We start from the raw sequence: 20,151 nt of genomic DNA on the forward strand, positions 1-20,151 counted from the left end.
GTACAAACCCCCGAGACTCTAATTGCCTCTGGATGAAAACTCAGGGGCAGGTCACTTGCCTTGAATCTCTGCAAGCGAATAGCCGACCGCCTTGAGGAAGTTGTCGTTCGCCTTGATGATCGTCCCATCAAGCTTGAATTCGATGATGGCTTGGGACCGATCAACTGCTTGGGCGGTAGCCAAGGCATCTTCGATGGACTATTGTTCCGGCGAAACATGGCAAATCCTTCCACTCAGCAATCGAGTAAGGATGTGCCGACCTCGTAAAGGAATTGCTAACCTGGTGACGATCCCCGTATTTTCACGATAGGCGCGGGCAGGCGCAACCAGAGCAATGGGCGGTGACGCAGGCGCTTCAGCCGTTCCGCGACTCCCCATTATGCGGATATGAATTGTTTCCTATGGGCCGGTACGGTAGGTTCTTCGGCTAGGGATTAACGTCCCCCCTACCCATCGCTTGGCAGCGCTGGCAGGCATGCTCCCAGGCGTCAAAACTGACCGCTGGTGCGTCTTTAGGATTGACCGGCATTACGAAGGGATCATCGCCATGGGCCACGTAGGACTGCCACAAGTCGTCTGCGGACATACCTGGCTTAAATGCTTCGGCAAGCCATTCATCGACGATGGCTCGGCAGGCCGCCAACGCCTCTTCAGCGGTCTCGAACGTGCCATGGTTGAGGCGTTCGGATTCATCCATAAATTTATAATTGTCGTCGATCAGGACTCGATATTTCACGACGCATCCTTGGCGACTGACCCAGCCCGGCAACCGCAGCCGGACAGGACAAGGGATATGTAATATATCCCATGTCCGTCCAGCCGCTTTCGGGTTCAGTCGGACATAATTTTTATGTAATGGGACATGTCCGGCTCGGCTAGTGAAGAAGAACGGCGTCCGGCAAGCCGTAGAGGTCGCGATATAGCACAATCTTGCCGTCGCGCTTTAGTTCGGCTTCAGCACGCCGAAAACGCTTGCTGAGAGTGTCTTCCTTAGCGTCCGGTTCTGTTGTTCTGCAATCGGCGTAGTACTGCTCACGCCAGACGTTCGGATGCACGACCATGGTCGGGGCTTCAGAGGACGGTTCACCTCGCGCCTCGATAGCTCGGCTCAATGAAGAAAGCGCTGCTTCGGCCACCTTTGGAGGCTTCTGTCCATCGATCTGCACGACAATCGGCGCGGAAGTTTCGTCGCCGTCCTGGCCTATACCGAGCGTGACGCTTTCCAGCTTGAAATGCGTGATTACGCCGTCCTGCCCATCATTAGCGCCGGTGCATTCAAACGTGTATTGCTTTGCAGCCCCGCTACCCGTCGCCTTTATGCCGAACGAAACGTCTATCGCGCCGTCCAAATCGATTGCCCCTTTGCCGCGATCATCAGACCAAGGCGAATGATGAATTATGACAACGTGAGCACCAGTCGCGCGGCTAAGAACATCTATCGACTGTACGTATCGTCCCATGTCGCGTGATTGATGCTGGTCGCCCGGACCGAACGTTCTTGTTAGGGTGTCAACGATGACCATCACGCAGCCAGAAGGCCGCGACATATTTCCGGCCCTTACCGTGGAACAGAATCTTATCTTGGGCGAGAAGAAGCCTAGAGGTGCCTCATCGAAAGCCCAGTGGTCCTTGGACGACATGTATCGCTTTTTCCCGCATCTGAAAGAACGCCGATATATCCCCGCGGGGGTGCTTTCAGGTGGCGAGCAGCAGATGCTCACGCTGTGCAGGACGCTTATGGGAAATCCAGACATGATCATAATCGATGAGCCCACGGAAGGACTCGGCCCCCGCATTGTTCACCTTGTCGGCGAGTATTTGGTTGAGCTGAGAAATAGAGGAATTTCGGTGCCCTTGGGACGGAGAATGAGAACCAGGACCAGCAGGATATATGGCAGCATCGGTGCCATCTGTGCAACGGTAATGCGGAGAACGGTGCCGCGCAGCGCGGTCTCTTGGATTCCGAGCGCCGTCAGCAGGGTGAGAACAGAATAGTCCAGCGATACCGCAAAGGTCTGCACCATTCCGATCAAGAGGGATGCAATCAGGGCGCCGGCGAGCGAGCCTAGCCCACCAACGACCACAACAACGAAGATGATGCTGCCGACAGTGGCGGCCATGCCGGGCTCGGTGACAAAGGCATTGCCCCCGATCACACCCGCGAGCGCGGCGAGACCACAGCCTCCTGCAAACACCAGCGTAAACACGCGGGGAACGTTGTGGCCCAGTGCCTCGACCATGGAAGGGTGTGTTAAGGCGGCCTGAACGACGAGGCCCACACGTGTCCTTGTCAGAGCGAGATAAATTGACAGCACATGAGCGACGCAACGAGCATCATTAAACCGCGATAGATCGGAAAGGAGGTGCCATAGAGCGTAAACAGCGGGCCGACGGTGCTGCACGCCATGAATGCCGCCCACACCAACGCGTATGGGATTTCCGTTCATGACGTCGCGATGCCGTTGACGCCGATGTTTCACGTCAACGCCGGAGGCCTTCCCTATATTGCTCCGCTTTGCGGTGCGGCTTTGGTTCTCGTTGGGCCTAAAATTGATGGTGAGATCATGCAGTCTCTTATTGAGTCGGAAAGGGGTGAGTTTCACCACGGGCGTACCGACAATGGTCACGATGCTGATGGAGTATCTAGATCGCAGCGGCAAGCGTATTGATAGTCTGAAGCGTGCTGTGATTGGCGGGTCCTCCGTGCCCGCAGCGATGATCGATCGCATGCGTACCCAGTACGGCTGCAAAATCATGCAACTCTGGGGAATGACGGAGACGAGCCCCGTTGGGGCGCTTTGCACGGAAACGCCGGCTGCGGCGGCCCTGCCGGAAGCGATTCGACGAGAAATAATGTTGAAGGCCGGGCGCGTGTTATTCGGAGTGGAGGTCAAGCTCGTAAGCGATGAAAGCGTGACCGCGTCTCCAGAACGAAGCCGGCAAGGTGCATTGTGGGTACGTGGTCCTTGGACGGCGAAGGCGTATTTCAAGCAGGAAGATCTGCCAATAATGGACAAGGAGGGCTGGTTTCCCACTGGGGACGTGGCTGCGCTGGACGAGTACGGTTTTCTTCAGATTCTGGATCGCACAAAAGACGTCATAAAATCTGGAGGAGAGTGGATTTTGTCGACCGATATCGAGAACATGGTGTGCGGGCATCCCGAAGTCCGTCAGGCCGCTGTCATCGGCGTGCACCATCCAAAATGGGAGGAGCGGCCCCTGCTGATCATTGTTCCCGTGCCCGGGACTTCGCCGACGAAGGAGGGCTTGCTCGACTATCTAAGGCCGAGAATCGCCAGTTGGTGGATGCCGGATGATGTCGTGTTCATTGAAGAGATGCGGATGACGGCGACGGGGAAAATTCGGAAGACGTCACTACGCTGTGTTGCCCGAAAAACAGAGCTCGAGCAGACCTCAGCAGCCGCCACAGCGCAGCGGATGATCATCGCGGAATTTGATAAGCACAGCGTTTGTCTTGGTCACCCTAGACCGTACCGGCTCGTGGTCGAGGATCTCGCTGACCGTCTCATCGATCGGATGCGGCGCGCCGCCACAGCCAGTCAAGCCTAAAACTAGCAGGACGGTAGCCTGGCTTCGCGCACTTACCTCGATCGAGAAACATGCCGGTGAAGGTATCCGGACCGCTTCGCCGAGGTTGTCGATCGGTACGGAGGGCCGGCATTTCAATAGGGTCGACGCGGAACTGCCAGTGGGGCCGCTGCGAATAGATCTCCACAATTGAGGGAGCGGCCGAGGCGGATCGAACGTCCATCTCATTAAGCGGAAATCAAGATTTCGTGCACCGTTGACAGGCCTGCATACGATGGAGTAAATCTAACGTATGTTAGAAAAGTTGCTTCAAGGGGTGGATAATGTCTAGCGCGGATCATCAACCGCCGGCAGATCCGGCGTGGTTCACTTCCCCGACAAACTTTGTCGATAGCGATAGCGCCGAGGTGAGGGCTTTCGTAGAGTCTGCTTTGCGCAACCTGAACTCCAGCGCTTCCGATACCGAAAAGGCAATCCGACTGTTCGAAGCGGTGCGCGATGGCATCCGATATGATCCCTACACGTTTGAACTGAGCCCCGATGCTTATCGCGCTAGCGTGGTGGCAGGGGCGGAGTCTGCTTTTTGTGTGCCCAAGGCGATCTTGCTGACCGCCTGCCTACGTGCTGTTGGCATTCCCGCTGCATTGGGCTTCGCCGACGTTCGTAACCATTTGAATACGCCAAAGCTAACCGAGCTGATGCAAACGGATCTCTTCATTTACCACGGATACGTGCAGCTGTGGCTCGACGGGAGGCCCTACAAGGTTACGCCGGCCTTCAACATGGAGCTATGCAAGCGCTTCGGAGTAAAGCCTCTTCTCTTCGACGGGACGTCTGACGCTCTGTTTCACGAGTTCGACGAAAAGAATCAGAGGCACATGGAATATGTTCATGACCGGGGCTTGTACGTGGATGCGCCAATCGACGAATTCCTGGCGGCGTTCAAAGCAACCTATCCCAAGTTGGAGGAATTCAACCGTTGCCGGATCGCGGGGCAGAGCGGCTTTGACGATGGTTTTGCGCCGACGGAGGAAGGGCATCGGCCGTGAAGTACTTGGAGGATTTCAAGGTCGGACAAATTTTTGCGTTCCGCACCCCTCCCTTAAGCAAGGACGAGATAATTTCGTTCGCCAGGGAATGGGATCCGCAGCGGCTGCATACGGATGAATACTATGCCAAGCAAATCCATGGCGGTCTGATCGCATCGGGGTTCCAGACACTCCTCCTCGTATTCAGGCCGATTATGCGGGACTTCATGACGGGGGTCGCAAACATCGGTGGTTTGGGTTTCGAGAGACTATCTTGGAACGCGCCTGTGCGGGCGAATGAGCCGCTTGATGTTACATTGAAGATGCAGGCAGTGAGGCCCTCCCAAACCAAGCCCGATCGGGGTGTCGTCAGCTACCGTGTCGAAGCGCGCAACATGGCAGGAGAGCCCGTGCTGACCGTCGATACCGCCGCGATGGTTAAGCGAAAGGCAGGGCCGCCGTCATGAGCAATGTGAGGGCGCATTCACAGGACGATTTGCGGATGCTGCGCGGAAGCGTGCGCACACTCTTTGAGCGCGCGGGCGGCATCGCACGCGCCCGTAACGCTCGCGACAAGGGCTGGGACCGACAGGTGATGAACGAACTGGCCCATGCTGGCGTGCTCGGTGTCGCCGCCCCAGAAGCGGTCGGCGGACTTGGCATGGGACTTACAGCGGCCGGTGTGATCGTGGAAGAAGTTGGTCGCGCGCTCACGCCCGAACCGGTGGTGTCAGCCATCGCACTTGCGATCGGAATGATTCAACGGGTATGTCCTGGCGATGCGATGCTCGCTACGGCTATCAGTGGCAAAATCGCCTGCGCCCTCGCGTGGCAGGAACGTGGTCTTCGAGGTTACTCTGACCAAATGGCATGCCGTTTCGACGGTAAAGTGCTGAACGGCTCAAAGGCCTGGATTGCCGGGGCCGTCGGCGCGGATCAATTGCTCGTGGTTGCGCAAAATGATTCGAAGCCCGTTCTCGTTGCCCTCGACGCTGATGGCAAGGGGATCTACTCGGAGCTGCGGCGACAGTCCGACGGAAGCCAGCTCTGCGACATCGGCTTTGTCGACGCCCCAGGTAAATTGCTGGCCGAAGGCTCGGTGGTATCGGAAGCGTTGTCCACCGTCGTCGCCGACGCCACGGCGCTCGCCGCCGCCGAGCTGGTCGGCGTCAGCGCTAAAGCACTCGAACTGACCCTCGATTATGTGAAGACGCGCGAGCAGTTCGGCAAGCCAATCGGGTCGTTTCAGGTCATCCAGCACCGCGCCGTAGACCTGTATGTCGCTCAGCAGGTGGCCGAGGCGGGGGTGAGCGAGGCGCTGGCACGGATGGATGTGAGCGCCGATCAGGGTGCGCGCATACGTGAGGCGAGCCGCGCCAAAGCTCGCGCCTGCAGCACGGCCAAGAGGATCACCCGGGAATCGATTCAACTCCACGGTGCAGTCGGCTATACGGACGAGTTCGACATCGGCTTGTTTCTGAACCGTGCGCTTGTGCTTTCGGCCTGGCTCGGGGATGCCGCCTACCACCGGGCTCGTTGGATGGACGCTCTTGAGGCAAATGAGGCAGGTCGATGACCGACTGGAATGCACTGAGTGACGAAGCGTTCCGCCGCCAGGTTCGCACCTTCTTCGAGACCGAGTATCCCGAAGAGCTACGCCATCTGCCGCATCGGGCGAAGTTCGCCGAGATCCGCCAATGGCACGAGAAGCTCTACGCCAAGGGCATGGTCGCGCCTGCTTGGCCGGTCGAATATGGCGGCATGGGTCTGGAAGCTTCGAAGCTCCTCATCTTTTATGAAGAGCAGCAGCGCTGGGGCGTGACGCGGGGCCGCGACATGGGTGTACAGATGGTCGGCCCCCTTATCATCAAGTTTGGCACCCAGGCGCAGAAACACTACTGGCTGCCGCGTATCCTTACTTGTGAGCACATCTGGTGTCAGGGCTACTCCGAGCCGGGCTCGGGGTCCGATCTCGCCAGTCTGCGCACGAGTGCCGTGATCGACGGCGATTATTTCGTGATCAATGGGCAGAAGATCTGGACCACGATGGCTCATGACGCCACGCACATCTTTATGCTGGTGCGCACCGATTCTCATGCGCGAACAAAACAGGAGGGCATCAGCTTCTTGCTCGCCGAAATGAACCAGCCGGGCATCGAAGTTCGCACGATCACGACGCTCGCGGGTGAAGACGAGTTCTGCGAGGTATTCTTCGACAATGCTCGCGCGCCCCGCGAAAACCTGGTTGGCGAACTGAACAAGGGTTGGACGATGGCCAAGGCCCTGCTCGGCTTCGAGCGAATCTTCATCGGTGCGCCCAACCTGGCGCAAAACGCACTTGTTCAGTTACGGACGATTGCGCAAGGGCGCTGCATGTTCAGCGATCCGGTGTTCCGCGATCGCTTTGCGAAAGTCGCTCTGGATGTTGAGGATCACGCGGCGCTCTATAGCCGCTTCGCCGACCAACTCAAGCGCGGCGAAATGCTCGGTCCCGACGTGTCGATGCTGAAGATCTGGGTCACTGAGACGTTCCAAGAGATTACCGAACTCATGATCGAATCCGCCGGACCTGACGGTGGCCTGATCGGTCCCTTACAGCTCGGCAATGTCGGTGTTGACGTGCTGGCGAACTTCTACAAGGCGCGACCGACCACGATCTACGGCGGGACGAATGAGATCCAGCGCAATATCTTGTCGAAAGCTGTTCTCGGCTTGCCTGGCTGATAGATAATTGCCCTACATTGAAGGAGGAAGAGCACCCATGTCTGACAGCTATGCCAAATACAACAAACTGAAATTCGACTATCCGGCGGACCGTGTTCTTCGGATCACGTTCGATCGTCCCGAAACCTTCAACTCCGTGGATGCGGAAACGCACACGCAAATGACCGACATGTGGATTGATGTCGACCGCGACCCCAACATCAACGCGGTTATCGTGACGGGGGCTGGCAAGGCGTTTTCGGCGGGGGGAGATTTCAGCCTGATCGAAAGGATAGCGGGCAACTTCGACGAGATGATGAGAACCTGGAAGGAAGCCAAGGATCTCGTTTACAACATCATCAATTGCAACAAGCCTATCATCTCGGCGATCAATGGCCCAGCCGCGGGTGCGGGGCTCGTTGTCGGAATTCTGGCTGACGTGTCGATCGCAGGCAAGCGAGCCAAGATTGTTGACGGGCACCCCCGCCTGGGGGTTGCCGCAGGTGACGTAGCGGCGATCATTTGGCCGCTGCTCTGCGGCATGGCCAAGGCAAAGTATTATCTTCTGACGTGCAAGGCAATCTCCGGCGAAGAGGCCGAGCGCATTGGCTTGGTATCCATGTGTGTCGACGATGATCAACTGCAGCAAGTCGCTCTCGACACTGCAGTTGAGTTGGCAAACGGCGCGCAAAGCGCGATCCGCTGGACGAAATATTCACTGAATAATTGGTTGCGCCAGGCCGGGCCAATCTTCGACGCTTCCACTGCGTTCGAGATGCTGGGTTTCATGGGCCCTGACGTCAAGGAAGGCGTGCTGTCACATCGGGAGAAGCGCGCTCCGAATTTTCGCAAGGACTGCCCTATTTAGTTTGCGCGGGAGAGAGGTAGAGCATATGCCCGACGCGATTTACCGGAAGATCGCTGCAGCCTATGGCCAGGCGGCACGTAAGGCGCCCGGCCTAAAGGCACGCTTCGATGCGGCGGGTTTCGACCCGGCAAGCATCAGATCATTGAGGGATCTCTCTCGCCTGCCGGTTCTGAAGAAAGAACAGCTCCTGGCACTCCAAAGGGAAAATCCGCCCTTTGGAGGCTTTCTCGCAGCCGATCTCGAAAGCCTGTCGCGGATCTATGTGTCGCCCGGGCCGATCTTCGAGCCCTCATTGGCGGGAGGTGGCGGGCACGGCCTCGAGGAGCTGTTCAAGGCTGCGGGGATCACGGTGGGCGATCTCCTCCTGAACACATGGTCCTATCATCTGGTCCCGGCAGGTCTTTTGTTCGACGAAGCAGCGCGTGCAGTCGGCGCGACGGTCATTCCCGGTGGTACGGGAAACCGTGAGCTGCAGGCGCAGATCATCGTTGAAACCGGCGTGACCGCGGTCTGCGCCAGCACGGCATTCTTCCTTACATTGGCGGATACGGTAATCGAGGCGTATGGGCGGAACGCTTGGAAGGTCAGATCAGCATTCCTCGGCGGCGAGATGGGCAACTGGATGGCGAAACGGCGTCGTATCGAAGCGGACTATGGCGTTACAACCTGGGCCGCCTATGCGACGGCCGATCTGGGTCTTGTGGCTTATGAGGATGACGGCGAAGGGTATGTTGCGCATCCCAATCACGTGGTGCAGATCTGCGATCCCATCAGTGGGGAACCCTTGGCCGCCGGCGAAACCGGTGAGATCGTGGTGACCGCACGCGACGCCAACTGGCCGATGATCCGCTTCGGCACCGGAGATAGCGGCTTCGCTCTTGAGAGTGACGGAGATGGTCGCGTTACGCGTCTTTCGGCCTTGCAGGGACGAGTCGGCGCGGCCGTAAAAGTCCGTGAGATTTTCGTCTACCCCCGCGCCATCGAAGAGGTGGTTATCGCGACCCCGGGCGTGCGCGCCGCCCAGGCGGTTGTGACATGCGAGAACGATCGTGATACTGTGCGCCTCTTGCTCGTCGCCGAGCCCGGCGCCGATCGTATTATGGCCCAAACACGTGCCATCGAAGCTTTTGCCACCAGTGCACGAATCCGGGCCGATGGCGTGGAATTCATCGATCTCCTGGAGGAGAACGCGTCGCTGATTGTAAACAAGAAAGACGCTTAGCCGGCGTGAGATCCAGCGCGCAAGGCGCGCCGCCTCGTTCGTTTGCTCGTAGAGGGCAAGTCGCGATGATGAAACGAAGGACCGGCATCGTACTGAAGGCCATCCAACAGCAGGCTCTGCAACATCACAATCAATTCAGACAGCGAATAGTATCCATCGCGTTGGCCCTTTTCAGGATTGAACCACTCTACAGTCCAGTTGAGCGCTCCCAGCATGGCCTGCCGCAAAGGCACAACCTTGATATCGGAGCGCAGCTCACCCGCTTCCTGCGCTTTGCGTAAGCAGTCATCCCAAAGGTTCGCGTATTTGTGTCGTATTGGCTGATGACGTGCTCGCACCTTCTTGGGTAGCTGCCCGTAGATGCGGATATTCGCAGACGTAAATTCGCTCAAACGAAAGAGGTACTCCATATGGGTACGGATCGCTGCGGCGATCCGGCTGCGGTGATCGGGAAACTGATGTGTCTTCGAAATGGTCAACGACATTCCGCGCAGGACCGCTCGCAATCCAATATCGAGCACTTCGTCGAGTATCTCATCCTTTGAACTAAAATGATAATAGATGCTGCCTGCTTCCATGCCGGCTTCTTGCGCGATATCTCGCATTGTTGCGGCCTTGTACCCTCTGTCGCGAAAAATCCGCGCTGCAGCGGAGAGCACTTGGACGCGGGTGCGGGATGATTTGCTGTCGTCGGAATCAATCAGGTCCAGGGTTTCCAGTTCGATTGGAGCTGGCTGTTTCAATGGCATGCCGCGTGCGGTGGACATTCCGTCCAAGAGAAGTTTACAAAGGCGCTCAGACAGCATGCTTACGGGATAGCGCGTCGCATCATACCATTCGACTGTCCAATTCATCGCTCCCAGCACGAACTGCCGCAGCGGTACGACTTTGATGTCGCTCCTAATGTCCCCGGCCGCTTGAGCTTCTGCCAAGAAATTGTCCCACACGGAGGTGTAGGCTTGGCGCAGTGGCCGATGGGCCACACGCATGTCCTGGGGAAGCCTCGAGTAATTTCGGATATTTGCCGAAGTGAAATCACTTTCTTTCAGGAAGTACGTCAGGTGCGCGTCGATCATCAAGGCGAATGTCTGTCGGAAATCCCTGCCGGAGAGCCGGCAATCCTCTCGGACCTTCTGCACGGCGTCGAAAACGTGCCGTACGCCCAATCGAAGGATTTCGTCGAAGATCGCCTCCTTCGACGCAAAGTGATAATATAGGCTACCCGCCTCCATACGCGCAGCCTTCGCGATCTTGCGGAGCGTCGTGGCATCGTATCCTTCATCTCGAAATAGCTTCGCGGCGGCGCTCAGGATGAGGGCGCGCGTCTGCTCCGACTTGCCATGATTTTTTCCAGTAGTTCCAAGCTGCGGTGAGGGCGAATTCATATTGTGTAATTTGCCTCTAGACATCGAAATAGCAAGTGCGATAATCTAACATACGTTAGAATTTGGTCGCCTAAGGTAGAACACCGATGGCGTATCCGCGGAAGGGAGGGGTGATAACCATGCGCGGGCTAAAAGGGAAGCGGACAATCGTAACCGGCGGCGGCAGCGGGATCGGACGCGAAGTATGCAAGCGATTCGCCGAAGAAGGCAGCGAGGTCGCCGTATTCGACACAAATGCCGCGGGTGCGGCTGAAACTGTGAAGATCATAGGGGACGCAGGTGGCAAAGCGACTGCCCACGCCGTTGACATCACCGAACGTGCGGCAGTCGATGCGGCTGTGGCCGAGGTGGAGAAAGGCGGGCCCATCAATGTTCTGGTCAACAATGCCGGCTGGGACGTCCCTCGACTTTTCCTGGAATCCGACGCAACGCTCTGGAAAAAGGTTATTGACATTAACCTCTACGGTCCCCTGAACATGCATCACGCGGTACTTCCGGGCATGGTTAGAAACGGAGGCGGGCGCGTGGTCAATATCAGTTCCGACGCGGGCCGCGTTGGCTCCTCAGGCGAAGCTGTTTACTCGGCCTGCAAGGGCGGCATTATCGCCTTCACCAAGACAGTGGCGCGGGAATTGGCGCGCAAGGGAATACAGCTCAATGCCGTGGCCCCAGGGCCGACCGACACACCGCTTTTCGCCGAATTCTCGAAGGGCGAAGGTGGCGAGAAAATCGCGGAAGGTCTCAAGCGTTCCATTCCGATGCGACGGCTCGCGCAACCGACCGACTACCCGGGGATCATCTGCTTCCTTGCCTCCGACGACGCTGGTTTCATCACCGGCCAAGTGATTTCGGTCTCCGGCGGGCTGACGATGCATGGATGACGCGCGCGACGGCGGCGCCCTCAACTTGTGGATTGATACGGCCGGACCGTGCCGAGATACCGTATCGGATGAAATGGTATGTTTACGCCATCTAAAGACATCCAGGACTGCAGCGCGATCCGAGCTTTTCTCACGCGCTGCGGCCTGACAGATTACGAAAGTCTCGTCGAGTGGGCCGACGCTGAACCCGATTGGTTCTGGTCACAAATTCTCGATCTTGCGAACGTGCGCTTTTCGCGTCGTTACCGAACGTTGCGGGACGTGAGCGGTGGGCTAGCCGGAATCCGTTGGGCCGCGGACGCCACTCTCAACCTCACCGAGACTTGCCTTGACGCTCGTATCGAAGTTGGGCTCGGGGAAAAAGCCGCCATCGACTGGATCGGCGAAGACGGGGAACGGCGCGTCTGGACCTACCGCGATCTCGCCTGCGAAAGCGCCCGGGTTGCCAGCGCCCTGGCCGCCCGCGGCGTAGGCGCGGGTGATGCGGTTGGCATCTACATGCCGATGGTGCCCGAGATCGAAGCGGCCCTCCTGGGCGTTGCGAGGCTCGGCGCTATCGCCGTCCCCCTGTTCTCCGGATACCCGGCGCCGGCCGTGGCGGCACGCTTGAACGACTGCACGGCCAAAGCGGTTTTGACGGCCGATGCGAGTAGGCGTCGCGGCAGGCCTGTTCCCATGGAATCCGTGCTGGTTGAGGCTCTGGCCGACGTATCCAGCGTGCACACGGTGATCAGCCTGCGCCGCTTCGGCGGCAGCGCCGCCGACCCACGGCGGGATCTGGACTGGGCTGCCACAGTCGGGGCCGCAAAGGCGGATTTTGCACCTGTTCCGGTTGCATCAGATGCGCCGCTGATGATTGCCTACACTTCTGGGACAACCGGCCGGCCCAAGGGGGTGGTTCACACGCATCTCGGTGTGCAGGCGGCGGCAACGACCAATTTCTTGTTGTGCCTCGACTTGAAGCGCGAGGACCGGCACCTGTGGATGACCGATATGGGCTGGGTTATGGGCCCGCTGACCCTGATCTCGACGCTTCTGGCGGGCGCGACACTGGTGCTGGCCGAAGGGGCGCCCTCCACGCCGGACGACCCGTTCCGCCTGCTGCGCCTCGCAAGCGAACATGGCGTTACCCATCTTGGCGTCGCGCCCACCTTGGTGCGACAGTTCATGAGAAGCGATCGCGGTCTGCTGACGCGGTACAACCTCTCCGCGCTGCGCATCGTCGCTTCCACTGGCGAGCCCTGGACCGAGGATGCCTGGCTTTGGCATCTAGAACACATCTGCCGCCGCAGGGCTGCGCCACTCAACATCTCCGGCGGTACTGAGCTCTTTGGCGCAATCCTGACGTCGACCGTGCTTCACACGTTGCGGCCCTGCGGTTTTTCCAGCGAGGCGTTGGGCGTCGGGGCCAAAGTGCTACGACCGGACGGGTCCGAGGCGAGGGATGGCGAAGTGGGCGAACTGGTGGTCACCAAACCGCCGCTAGGCCTGACGCCCACGATTTGGCAGGATCACTCGCGATATCTCGAGACCTATTGGTCGGATTATCCCGGCATTTGGCGGCATGGCGATTGGGCGCGCCGCGATTCCGACGGAACATGGTTCATTCTCGGCCGTTCGGACGACACGCTCAACATCGCCGGCAAACGTATCGGCCCGACCGAGATCGAGGCCGCGCTGACTTGCACTGGTAAGGTGATCGATGCTGCGGCAATCGCAGCGCCGGATGATCTGAAAGGCTTCGCTGTGGTGTGCGTGTGCGTACCCTCCGCCGGCGTGAAAACCGACGACACCTTGGTGGAGCAACTGAAGGACAATGTAGCCGCCGCGGTCTCCCAACCTTTCCGCCCGCGCGAGATACACTTTGTCGAGGCGCTGCCAAAGACTCGCAGTATGAAGACCATGCGCCGCGTCGTCCGCGCGGCGTTTCTGGGCGAGAAGCCGGGCGACCTGTCGCCGTTGCAGAATCCCGAGGTCATTGCTCCCATCGCTGCATTGAGGAACAAAGGCCGCTGAACGCCGTCTTGGAAGGGAGCGACAGGCTGCAACTCATCGACCGCCCCGCCAAGGGGGATCCGCCGCTTTGGTATGGTATTGTCGGTCCTTCGAGGCGCGGTGCCCCAACAGGTTTCTTTTCGATAGCTTGGCCGCAATGCCGACGGCCCGCTGCGAGCGGGCTAGCTGTGAGCTTTCAGGAGGTTGTCCATTCGACCGCAACCGTGAACGCTGATGTCGCCAAACACACAGTGATTCGCGGGGGATCGAATGGACACTCACAAGAATGCGCCTCTGACGCCCAAAGGTCGAGAGGCCATGGTGCGCAGTGTTGTTGAAGGAGGGCTCAGCAAGGCCGCAGCCACGCGCCAATTCAACATCACCAACGATTGTCGCCAAGTGGGTCACCCGCTTCCGCACAGAAGGCGTCGATGGGCTGCGGGATCGTTCCTCACGGCCCCATTCATTGCCAGGCCAAACCCCGGCAGCTACATGTGCCACTGTCGAGGCGTTGCGTCGGCAGCGCCACACGGGCAGGCAGATCGCTGCCGAAATCGGAATATCGCCCGCAACCGTTAGCCGCATCCTGCGCCGGCTCGGCCTGAACAGGTGGCCGCGCTGGAGCCGGCCGAGCCGATCCGCCGCTATGAGCGCGAGCACTCCGGCGAGCTTATCCACCTCGACATCAAGAAGCTCGGCCGGATCGGCTCTGTGGGACATCGCATCACCGGGCGGTATCCCGGCGCGATCAATCGCCACCATGGCATCGGCTGGGAGTTCGTCCATGTCTGCATCGACGATGCTTCACGCATCGCCTTCGTGCAGGTGATGGCCGATCAGCGCAAGGAAAGTGCAGTGGCTTTTCTTGAGGCCGCTGTCACTTACTTTGCCAGGCTCGGAGTCCGCGTCGAGCGCGTGATGACTGATAATGGCTCGTGCTACCGCTCAAGGATGTTCCGAGCAGCTTGCAGGCGCCTTGGTCTTTCACCAAATCTTCACCAGGCCATATACACCGAAGACCAACGGCCAGGCCGAGCGCTTCATCCAAACTTCCCTTCGCGAATGGGCATATGCCCGCGCCTACCAGAACTCAAATCAACGATCAGCCGAGCTGGTGCATTGGCTCATCGCTACAATTGGCATCGGCCGCATGGTAGTCTGAAGGCCAACACTCCCATCAGCCGACTCGGTTTAGCCAGGAACAACCTCTTGAGGCCCTACATAGACCAATGTCAACAAACGATATCATCCACCCTTAAAGCGATTGTGCCAGCCGGATGCCCTCGTCAATCGCGCGTAAGGCGTCGAGTTCGGTGGCTTCCTTGGCCCCGCCGACTACTGTGGCCGGGATGCCGCGCTCAATCAGTGCGGCGTGAAGCGCGCGCTCAGATTCCTGCCCGGTGCAAAGCACGATCGTGTCAGCTGCGATGACCTGACGTCGGCCGGCGATCTTGATGTGTAGGCCCTCATCGTTGATTCGTTCATAGCTGACGCCGCCCAACATCTCGACGCCGTATTTGCGTAGCGCGTTGCGAAGGATCCAGCCTGTGGAAACGCCGAGTCCGTCACCGGGCTTAGTGGTCTTACGCTGCAGCATGACGACTTTGCGGGTGCCGTCCACCGGTGCCTGCGGATCAGCCTTGAGCGCGCCGGGCGCGGAGAAATTTCCATCCACGCCCCAAGTGTCGAAAAAAGCCTCGCTGCCGTTAGCCTCGGCGGTGGGAGTGACGAGAAACTCGGCCACGTCGAAGCCGATCCCGCCAGCGCCCACGATGGCGACGGTCTTTCCCGCGACCCGTGTGCCCGATAGGATTTCCGCATAGGTTGCCACCTTGGGATGGTCAACGCCCGGCAGATCGGGGATGCGGGGGCTGACGCCGGTAGCAATCACCACATGATCGTACCCGCTCAGATCCTCGGGGGAGGCGCGGCGGCCAAGATGCAGGTTGACCCCGTGCTTGTCTACCTGGCGTCGGAAGTAACGCAGAGTGTCGTCGAACTCATTCTTGCCAGGAACTGCGCGCGCCAGCGTAAGCTGTCCTCCGAGCGTTTGAGAAACTTCGAACAATGAAACAAAGTGACCGCGTCGCGCCGCTTCCGTTGCCGTAGCCATCCCCGCCGCGCCGCCGCCGACCACGGCGATCTTTTTCCGGACCTCCGCGGGCGTATCGCGCAGCTCGGACTCGCGGCCAGCGCGAGGATTTACAAGGCAACTCACCGCGCGGCCAGAGAAGATGTAGTCCAGACAAGCCTGGTTGCAGGCGATGCAGGTATTGATCTCGTCCACTCGTCCATCGCGGACCTTGTTGGCGAAGAACGGATCGGCCAGCATTGGCCGCGCCATAGAGATGAGATCTGCATCGCCGCTCGCGAGGATGTCCTCGGCCATCTCCGCGGTGCTGATGCGGTTGGACGCGACCACGGGGATGGAGACGGCAGCGCGGACCCGTGCGGCGGCCTTGCGCCAAGCTCCTCGTGGCACGGGGTAGGCGATAGTAGGCACGCGGGCCTCGTGCCAGCCAATGCCAGTGTTGATGATGTCGGCGCCGGCGGCCTCGACCTTGCGGGCAAGGGCGGCGATTTCGTCTGCCGGTGCGCCGTCTTCGATGAGATCGGCAGCCGAAATGCGATAGATGATCAGTAGATCCGGACCGCAGCGCTGGCGCACCGCGCGCACGACCTCGACAGGAAAACGATGGCGGTTCTCCGCGCTGCCGCCCCAAGCATCTTCGCGCTTGTTGGTGTGGGTCACCGTGAACTCGTTAATGAGATAGCCCTCGGATCCCATGATCTCCACACCGTCAAAGCCTGCAGCCTGCGCGTTCGCTGCCGCCTCGGCGAATTGGCTGATTGTGCGCCGGATGTCGCTATCGAGCATCTCGCGCGGGATATGGCGGTTGATTGGTGCCCGAATTGGGGAAGGCGCCACGCAGCACGCAATCTTCGCGTAGCGCCCTGCATGAAGGAGCTGCGCGCAGATGAGAGCGCCCTCGTGATGTACTGCATCGCAGATCGGGCGAAGCGCCTGGGCCTCTTCGGGATCGTCGAGCCGCGGTCCTTGAGCGTCAAGCACGCCTTCGGCGTTAGGCGAAAACCCGCCAGTGACGATGAGCGCAACGCCGCCGCGCGCACGTTCGACATAGAAGGCAAGTTGCGCGGCGATCGGGTCGGGCTTGCACTCGAGCTTGGTGTGCATGGAACCCATGATGATCCGGTTGCGCATTTCATGGCGCCCGACCTTGAGTGGCGAAAGCAGTCTGGCGTAGGTCGACGAAGCCGTCGTGTTCATAATTATCCTCCCTTTGGCACTTGCCGGTTATTCTAACGTTTGTTAGGTTTCTTGGAAAGTCGATTTAAGACGCTCCGCGGGAGGATCATTCAATGCCCTTTCAGCCGACCGAAGATCAGCTCGCCTTTCGGGAGGTCGCACGGCGCTTTGCACGCGAAAGATTGGCAGATGGCTATCAAAAGCGCGCCAAAGGCCATGTCCTCGATCGGGGACTGATCCGTGAAATGGGCTCGCTCGGTTTGATTGCGTCGGATCTTCCTGAGAAGTTTGGCGGAATGGGTGAAAGCTCCGTCACGGCCGGGTTGATCACCGAACAGATCGCCTATGCCGATTTCAACGTCAGCTACGTGCAACTCCTGGGATCGCTCATGGGCGGCATGGTCGCAAAACACGCCTCGGAGGACATCGCCCGCGATTGGGTGCCGCGAGTGATTGCAGGGGACGCGGTGATCGGACTTGGCCTCACCGAGCCGCGCGGCGGTTCGGACGCGGCAAATCTTCAGCTGCGCGCCGAGAAGTCAGGTAATGGCTGGCGGCTGAATGGCGAAAAGACCTCCATGAGCTTTGCTGCGCAGGCAGACGCTGCAGTTGTCTTCGCCCGCACCGGCGATCCAAAAGGCGGGTCGCGTGGCGTCAGCGCTTTCTTTGTCAACTTGACGGAAAGGGGGATCAAGCGGACTCACTTCGACGATATAGGCACCAAGCCGGTCGGCCGTGGCTCGGTTTTCTTCGATGATGTCCATGTGCCGGCTGAATGCTTGATGGGCGAACAGGACCGAGCCTTCGGGACCATCATGGCGGGCTTCGACTATAGCCGCGCGCTGATCGGGCTGGAGTGCCTCGGTCCGGCGCAGGCCTCTGTCGACGAGACCTGGGCCTATGTCCAGGAACGCGAGGCGTTCGGCGCGCCCTTGGCCCAATATCAGGGCGTCACCTTCCCGCTCGCGGAGGCCGAGACGCAACTAACGATGATGCGCCAGCTTTGTTATTACACCCTCGATCTCCGCGATCGCAACATGCCGCATACGGCCGAGGCGGCCATGTGTAAATGGTATGTGCCTAAGACGGCTTGCGAGATTATGCAGCAGTGCCTGATTTTGCACGGACATTACGGCTACACGACGGATCTACCACACCACCAGCGTTACAACGACGTGCTCGGGCTCCAAATCGGCGACGGTACGGCGCAAATCCAGAAGCTCGTCATCGCGCGCGAGAGGGTTGGGCGTGTGGCGCTCCAATATGACAAGAGAGCGAAGGGGGCGGCGAAATGAGCGTCCCGGTCAATATCCGAAGTGAAGGCAGCACCGGGATCATCGAGCTGAGCCGGCCGGAGAAGTTCAACTGTCTCTCGCTCGAGGTGCACGAACTCATAGACGCGGCTCGCGTGAAATTCGAGGCTGACCGTTCTGTTCGGGCCATTCTGATCTGCTCACAGGGCAAACACTTCTGCACCGGTGCTGACCTCGTCGAAGTCAAGGGCAAGATGGACGATCCGGCGGCGCTCGACCACTTCATTGGCTTCGGCATGAGCGTGCTGCGCCGGCTCGAGCAGAGTCCCCTGCCGGTGGTCGTGGCGGTCCAGGGGCTGTGCCTGGCGGGGGGCATCGAATTGATGCTGTCGTGCGACGTCTGCTTCGCGGCGGAGACCGCGCAATTTGGTGATCAGCATGCGCAGTTCGGTCTCATTCCGGGTTGGGGCGGCAGTCAGCGGTTGGTCCGTCTTATGGGACTGCGCCGAGCGCTCGATCTGATGTTCTCTGCGCGTTGGTTGAAGGCGGACGAGGCCAAGGAGGCTGGACTCGTAAACTATGTCGTGGCCGATGATCAACTCCACAGCGCGGCCTTGGCTTACTGCCAGAAGATCGGCACGCGCTCGCGGCAGGGCATGGCTGAGATGAAACGGCTGGGTCGCGAGGGTCTGGAACTGACGCTCGACCAAAGCATGCGTCTTGAGCGCGACGCTGCATTGCGCCACCTGCCGGGAGCGGAGGTGGCCGAAGGGCTGGATGCCTTCGCCAATCGCCGCGAGCCGAGATTTGAACAATAACATCGCGTCGGAGTTCAATATGGATTTCAACTTGAACGATGAGCAGCGCCAGATCTACGAATACGGCGCCCAGTTGGCACAGCGTTTCGACAACGCCTATTGGCTCGATCATGCGCGTCGGCATGTTTTTCCGCGAGAGATGTTCTCTAAGATCGCCGATGATGGATTTCTGGGGCTTATGGTGCCTCAAGAGTTTGGCGGGGCCGGCCTCGGCATGACTGAGATGGCTTTGTTCATGGAGGGGACGGCCAATCACGGTATTCCGCTTCTGATGATGGTCGTCGGGCCGACCATGTCCTTGGCGCATATTGCGAACCATGGAAGCGAGTTCCAGAAAAAGGAGCTCCTGCCGCGGGCTTGTCGTGGCGAAATCCAGTTCTGTTTTGCGATCACAGAGCCCGGAGCTGGTTCGAACACGATCAAGGCTCGAACATTGGCAAGGCAAAGAGGTAACCGCTTTTCATTATCGGGCGAAAAGACCTTTATTACCGGCGCTGATGTCGCGGACTACTGCTTGGTAGTAGCCCGTACCAAGCCGCACGAAGAGGTCAAGCGCAAGACCGATGGCTTCACGCTTTTTGCGGTCGATCTGAAAAAGAAAGGCGTCGACAAACAACGGGTGAAGATTTCGATTCCACTACCCGAAGAACAATGGACGCTATTTTTCGACGAGGTTGATCTTGGTCCCGAAGATGTTGTAGGCCAAGTGGACGAAGGCTTTTCGATTCTTTTCGACTCGCTTAACCCCGAGCGCATCATCCTGGCTGCTCTATGCTGCGGAATTGGCCGATTCGCGCTAAATAAAGGCGTCGCCTATGCGTCGCAGCGCAACGTTTTCGGCCAGCCGATCGGTGCGCATCAGGGTGTCCAACATCCGATGGCCAAGGCCCACACCGCAGTCGAAATGGCGAGCCTCATGACCCGCCGCGCCGCTTGGGAATTCGACAACAGCCTACCCGCTGGCGCCTCGTCCAATATGGCCAAATATGCTGCGGCGGAGGCTGGCATCGAGGCGGTGGATGCGGCGCTCCAGGCTCATGGCGGATCGGGGTTTACCGAAGATACCGGCATTTACGAGCTATATCCACTGATGCGCTTGCTGCGCACGGCCCCAGTGAACCGCGAGCTTTGTCTGAGTTTCATCGGCGAAAAGATCATGGGCCTGCCACGCTCTTACTGAG

At 59.2% G+C, this 20,151-nt stretch carries 19 protein-coding genes and 3 pseudogenes; 16 read left to right on the forward strand and 6 right to left on the reverse strand.

Annotated features, from left to right (window positions below):
• Window positions 1–54: 54 nt before the first annotated feature.
• The 3 genes and pseudogenes from JHD07_RS01655 to JHD07_RS01665 all read right to left on the reverse strand — a co-directional run.
• Window positions 55–195, reverse strand: a pseudogene (locus tag JHD07_RS01655) (PAS domain S-box protein); the annotation flags it as partial.
• Window positions 196–427: 232 nt separating this feature from the next.
• Complete coding sequence (locus tag JHD07_RS01660; RefSeq protein ID WP_155248780.1) at window positions 428–736, reverse strand: hypothetical protein; 309 nt, start codon at window positions 734–736, stop codon at window positions 428–430.
• A gap of 139 nt (window positions 737–875) precedes the next feature.
• Window positions 876–1,640 (reverse strand): AAA family ATPase, encoded by a 765-nt coding sequence (locus JHD07_RS01665; protein WP_245265975.1) that lies wholly within the window; start codon window positions 1,638–1,640, stop codon window positions 876–878.
• On the opposite strand from JHD07_RS01665, the pseudogene JHD07_RS01670 reads away from it, so the two are divergent.
• Window positions 1,582–1,716: pseudogene (locus tag JHD07_RS01670) on the forward strand (ABC transporter ATP-binding protein); the annotation flags it as partial. The gene JHD07_RS01665 and the pseudogene JHD07_RS01670 overlap by 59 nt on opposite strands.
• Window positions 1,717–1,799: 83 nt before the next feature.
• On the opposite strand, the gene JHD07_RS01675 reads toward JHD07_RS01670, so the two are convergent.
• Window positions 1,800–2,627, reverse strand: coding sequence for a hypothetical protein (locus JHD07_RS01675; RefSeq protein WP_245265976.1), 828 nt, complete (start codon window positions 2,625–2,627; stop codon window positions 1,800–1,802).
• Between JHD07_RS01675 and JHD07_RS01680 the strand changes: the two genes are divergently transcribed.
• From JHD07_RS01680 to JHD07_RS01710, 7 genes are all read left to right on the forward strand, one after another.
• On the forward strand, window positions 2,620–3,570 hold the full coding sequence (locus JHD07_RS01680) for an AMP-binding protein (RefSeq protein WP_049820505.1): 951 nt from the start codon (window positions 2,620–2,622) through the stop codon (window positions 3,568–3,570). The two genes, JHD07_RS01675 and JHD07_RS01680, sit on opposite strands and share 8 nt — an antisense overlap.
• Before the next feature lie 410 nt (window positions 3,571–3,980).
• Window positions 3,981–4,598, forward strand: coding sequence for a transglutaminase family protein (locus JHD07_RS01685; protein ID WP_230646583.1), 618 nt, complete (start codon window positions 3,981–3,983; stop codon window positions 4,596–4,598).
• Window positions 4,595–5,044 carry a MaoC/PaaZ C-terminal domain-containing protein gene (locus JHD07_RS01690; RefSeq protein WP_024343074.1) on the forward strand — a complete coding sequence of 150 codons (450 nt, stop codon included), beginning with the start codon at window positions 4,595–4,597 and terminating at the stop codon, window positions 5,042–5,044. The genes JHD07_RS01685 and JHD07_RS01690 overlap by 4 nt, the downstream gene beginning before the upstream one ends.
• Window positions 5,041–6,153: an acyl-CoA dehydrogenase family protein gene (locus tag JHD07_RS01695; protein ID WP_024343075.1), complete on the forward strand. Its 1,113-nt coding sequence runs from the start codon at window positions 5,041–5,043 to the stop codon at window positions 6,151–6,153. Before JHD07_RS01690 ends, JHD07_RS01695 begins: the two co-directional genes overlap by 4 nt.
• The gene (locus JHD07_RS01700; RefSeq protein WP_024343076.1) at window positions 6,150–7,301 is read left to right on the forward strand and encodes an acyl-CoA dehydrogenase family protein; all 1,152 of its coding nucleotides are present in this window, start codon (window positions 6,150–6,152) and stop codon (window positions 7,299–7,301) included. The genes JHD07_RS01695 and JHD07_RS01700 overlap by 4 nt, the downstream gene beginning before the upstream one ends.
• A gap of 37 nt (window positions 7,302–7,338) precedes the next feature.
• Window positions 7,339–8,148, forward strand: a complete 810-nt coding sequence (locus tag JHD07_RS01705; protein ID WP_024343077.1) for an enoyl-CoA hydratase/isomerase family protein — start codon at window positions 7,339–7,341, stop codon at window positions 8,146–8,148.
• A 25-nt stretch (window positions 8,149–8,173) separates the two neighbouring features.
• Window positions 8,174–9,370, forward strand: a complete 1,197-nt coding sequence (locus JHD07_RS01710) for a phenylacetate--CoA ligase family protein (RefSeq protein ID WP_049820517.1) — start codon at window positions 8,174–8,176, stop codon at window positions 9,368–9,370.
• Here the strand turns inward: JHD07_RS01710 and JHD07_RS01715 are convergent.
• The gene (locus tag JHD07_RS01715; protein ID WP_024343079.1) at window positions 9,367–10,755 is read right to left on the reverse strand and encodes a TetR family transcriptional regulator; all 1,389 of its coding nucleotides are present in this window, start codon (window positions 10,753–10,755) and stop codon (window positions 9,367–9,369) included. The genes JHD07_RS01710 and JHD07_RS01715 overlap by 4 nt on opposite strands.
• Window positions 10,756–10,874: 119 nt before the next feature.
• Here JHD07_RS01715 and JHD07_RS01720 point away from each other — a divergent pair, with 119 nt between their 5' ends.
• The 5 genes and pseudogenes from JHD07_RS01720 to JHD07_RS39660 all read left to right on the forward strand — a co-directional run bounded on the left by JHD07_RS01720 (window position 10,875) and on the right by JHD07_RS39660 (window position 14,793).
• The gene (locus JHD07_RS01720) at window positions 10,875–11,636 is read left to right on the forward strand and encodes a glucose 1-dehydrogenase (RefSeq protein ID WP_024343080.1); all 762 of its coding nucleotides are present in this window, start codon (window positions 10,875–10,877) and stop codon (window positions 11,634–11,636) included.
• A 78-nt stretch (window positions 11,637–11,714) separates the two neighbouring features.
• Window positions 11,715–13,652, forward strand: coding sequence for an AMP-binding protein (locus tag JHD07_RS01725; protein WP_028139154.1), 1,938 nt, complete (start codon window positions 11,715–11,717; stop codon window positions 13,650–13,652).
• Window positions 13,653–13,959: 307 nt separating this feature from the next.
• The gene (locus tag JHD07_RS39650; RefSeq protein WP_366863931.1) at window positions 13,960–14,460 is read left to right on the forward strand and encodes a helix-turn-helix domain-containing protein; all 501 of its coding nucleotides are present in this window, start codon (window positions 13,960–13,962) and stop codon (window positions 14,458–14,460) included.
• Window positions 14,343–14,621: pseudogene (locus JHD07_RS39655) on the forward strand (DDE-type integrase/transposase/recombinase); the annotation flags it as partial. The gene JHD07_RS39650 and the pseudogene JHD07_RS39655, both read left to right, overlap by 118 nt.
• Window positions 14,560–14,793 carry an integrase core domain-containing protein gene (locus tag JHD07_RS39660; protein WP_366863932.1) on the forward strand — a complete coding sequence of 78 codons (234 nt, stop codon included), beginning with the start codon at window positions 14,560–14,562 and terminating at the stop codon, window positions 14,791–14,793. The pseudogene JHD07_RS39655 and the gene JHD07_RS39660, both read left to right, overlap by 62 nt.
• Before the next feature lie 93 nt (window positions 14,794–14,886).
• On the opposite strand, the gene JHD07_RS01735 is transcribed toward JHD07_RS39660, so the two are convergent.
• Window positions 14,887–16,920 carry an NADPH-dependent 2,4-dienoyl-CoA reductase gene (locus JHD07_RS01735; RefSeq protein ID WP_028139153.1) on the reverse strand — a complete coding sequence of 678 codons (2,034 nt, stop codon included), beginning with the start codon at window positions 16,918–16,920 and terminating at the stop codon, window positions 14,887–14,889.
• A 92-nt stretch (window positions 16,921–17,012) separates the two neighbouring features.
• Between JHD07_RS01735 and JHD07_RS01740 the strand changes: the two genes are divergently transcribed.
• Genes JHD07_RS01740 through JHD07_RS01750 form a run of 3 tightly spaced genes read left to right on the forward strand, consistent with a single transcriptional unit; the run spans window position 17,013 to window position 20,150 of the window.
• The gene (locus JHD07_RS01740) at window positions 17,013–18,194 is read left to right on the forward strand and encodes an acyl-CoA dehydrogenase family protein (protein WP_024343083.1); all 1,182 of its coding nucleotides are present in this window, start codon (window positions 17,013–17,015) and stop codon (window positions 18,192–18,194) included.
• Window positions 18,191–18,970, forward strand: a complete 780-nt coding sequence (locus JHD07_RS01745) for an enoyl-CoA hydratase/isomerase family protein (protein ID WP_024343084.1) — start codon at window positions 18,191–18,193, stop codon at window positions 18,968–18,970. The genes JHD07_RS01740 and JHD07_RS01745 overlap by 4 nt, the downstream gene beginning before the upstream one ends.
• Window positions 18,960–20,150 (forward strand): acyl-CoA dehydrogenase family protein, encoded by a 1,191-nt coding sequence (locus tag JHD07_RS01750; protein ID WP_245265977.1) that lies wholly within the window; start codon window positions 18,960–18,962, stop codon window positions 20,148–20,150. Before JHD07_RS01745 ends, JHD07_RS01750 begins: the two co-directional genes overlap by 11 nt.
• Window position 20,151: the final 1 nt, after the last annotated feature.

This window comes from Bradyrhizobium sp., from assembly GCF_016462955.1.
Lineage (GTDB): Bacteria > Pseudomonadota > Alphaproteobacteria > Rhizobiales > Xanthobacteraceae > Bradyrhizobium.

Excerpts from the sequence above, each read along its gene's own strand:
- JHD07_RS01720 (WP_024343080.1), top strand. The coding sequence starts at position 10,875 with ATGCGCGGGCTAAAAGGGAAGCGGACAATCGTAACCGGCGGCGGCAGC.
- JHD07_RS01705 (WP_024343077.1), top strand. The coding sequence starts at position 7,339 with ATGTCTGACAGCTATGCCAAATACAACAAACTGAAATTCGACTATCCG.
- JHD07_RS01695 (WP_024343075.1), top strand. The coding sequence starts at position 5,041 with ATGAGCAATGTGAGGGCGCATTCACAGGACGATTTGCGGATGCTGCGC.
- JHD07_RS01725 (WP_028139154.1), top strand. The coding sequence starts at position 11,715 with ATGTTTACGCCATCTAAAGACATCCAGGACTGCAGCGCGATCCGAGCT.
- JHD07_RS01700 (WP_024343076.1), top strand. The coding sequence starts at position 6,150 with ATGACCGACTGGAATGCACTGAGTGACGAAGCGTTCCGCCGCCAGGTT.
- JHD07_RS01740 (WP_024343083.1), top strand. The coding sequence starts at position 17,013 with ATGCCCTTTCAGCCGACCGAAGATCAGCTCGCCTTTCGGGAGGTCGCA.
- JHD07_RS01680 (WP_049820505.1), top strand. The coding sequence starts at position 2,620 with ATGGTCACGATGCTGATGGAGTATCTAGATCGCAGCGGCAAGCGTATT.
- JHD07_RS01665 (WP_245265975.1), bottom strand. The coding sequence starts at position 1,640 with ATGTCGTCCAAGGACCACTGGGCTTTCGATGAGGCACCTCTAGGCTTC.
- JHD07_RS01715 (WP_024343079.1), bottom strand. The coding sequence starts at position 10,755 with ATGAATTCGCCCTCACCGCAGCTTGGAACTACTGGAAAAAATCATGGC.
- JHD07_RS01710 (WP_049820517.1), top strand. The coding sequence starts at position 8,174 with ATGCCCGACGCGATTTACCGGAAGATCGCTGCAGCCTATGGCCAGGCG.
- JHD07_RS01735 (WP_028139153.1), bottom strand. The coding sequence starts at position 16,920 with ATGAACACGACGGCTTCGTCGACCTACGCCAGACTGCTTTCGCCACTC.
- JHD07_RS39660 (WP_366863932.1), top strand. The coding sequence starts at position 14,560 with ATGGCTCGTGCTACCGCTCAAGGATGTTCCGAGCAGCTTGCAGGCGCC.
- JHD07_RS01745 (WP_024343084.1), top strand. The coding sequence starts at position 18,191 with ATGAGCGTCCCGGTCAATATCCGAAGTGAAGGCAGCACCGGGATCATC.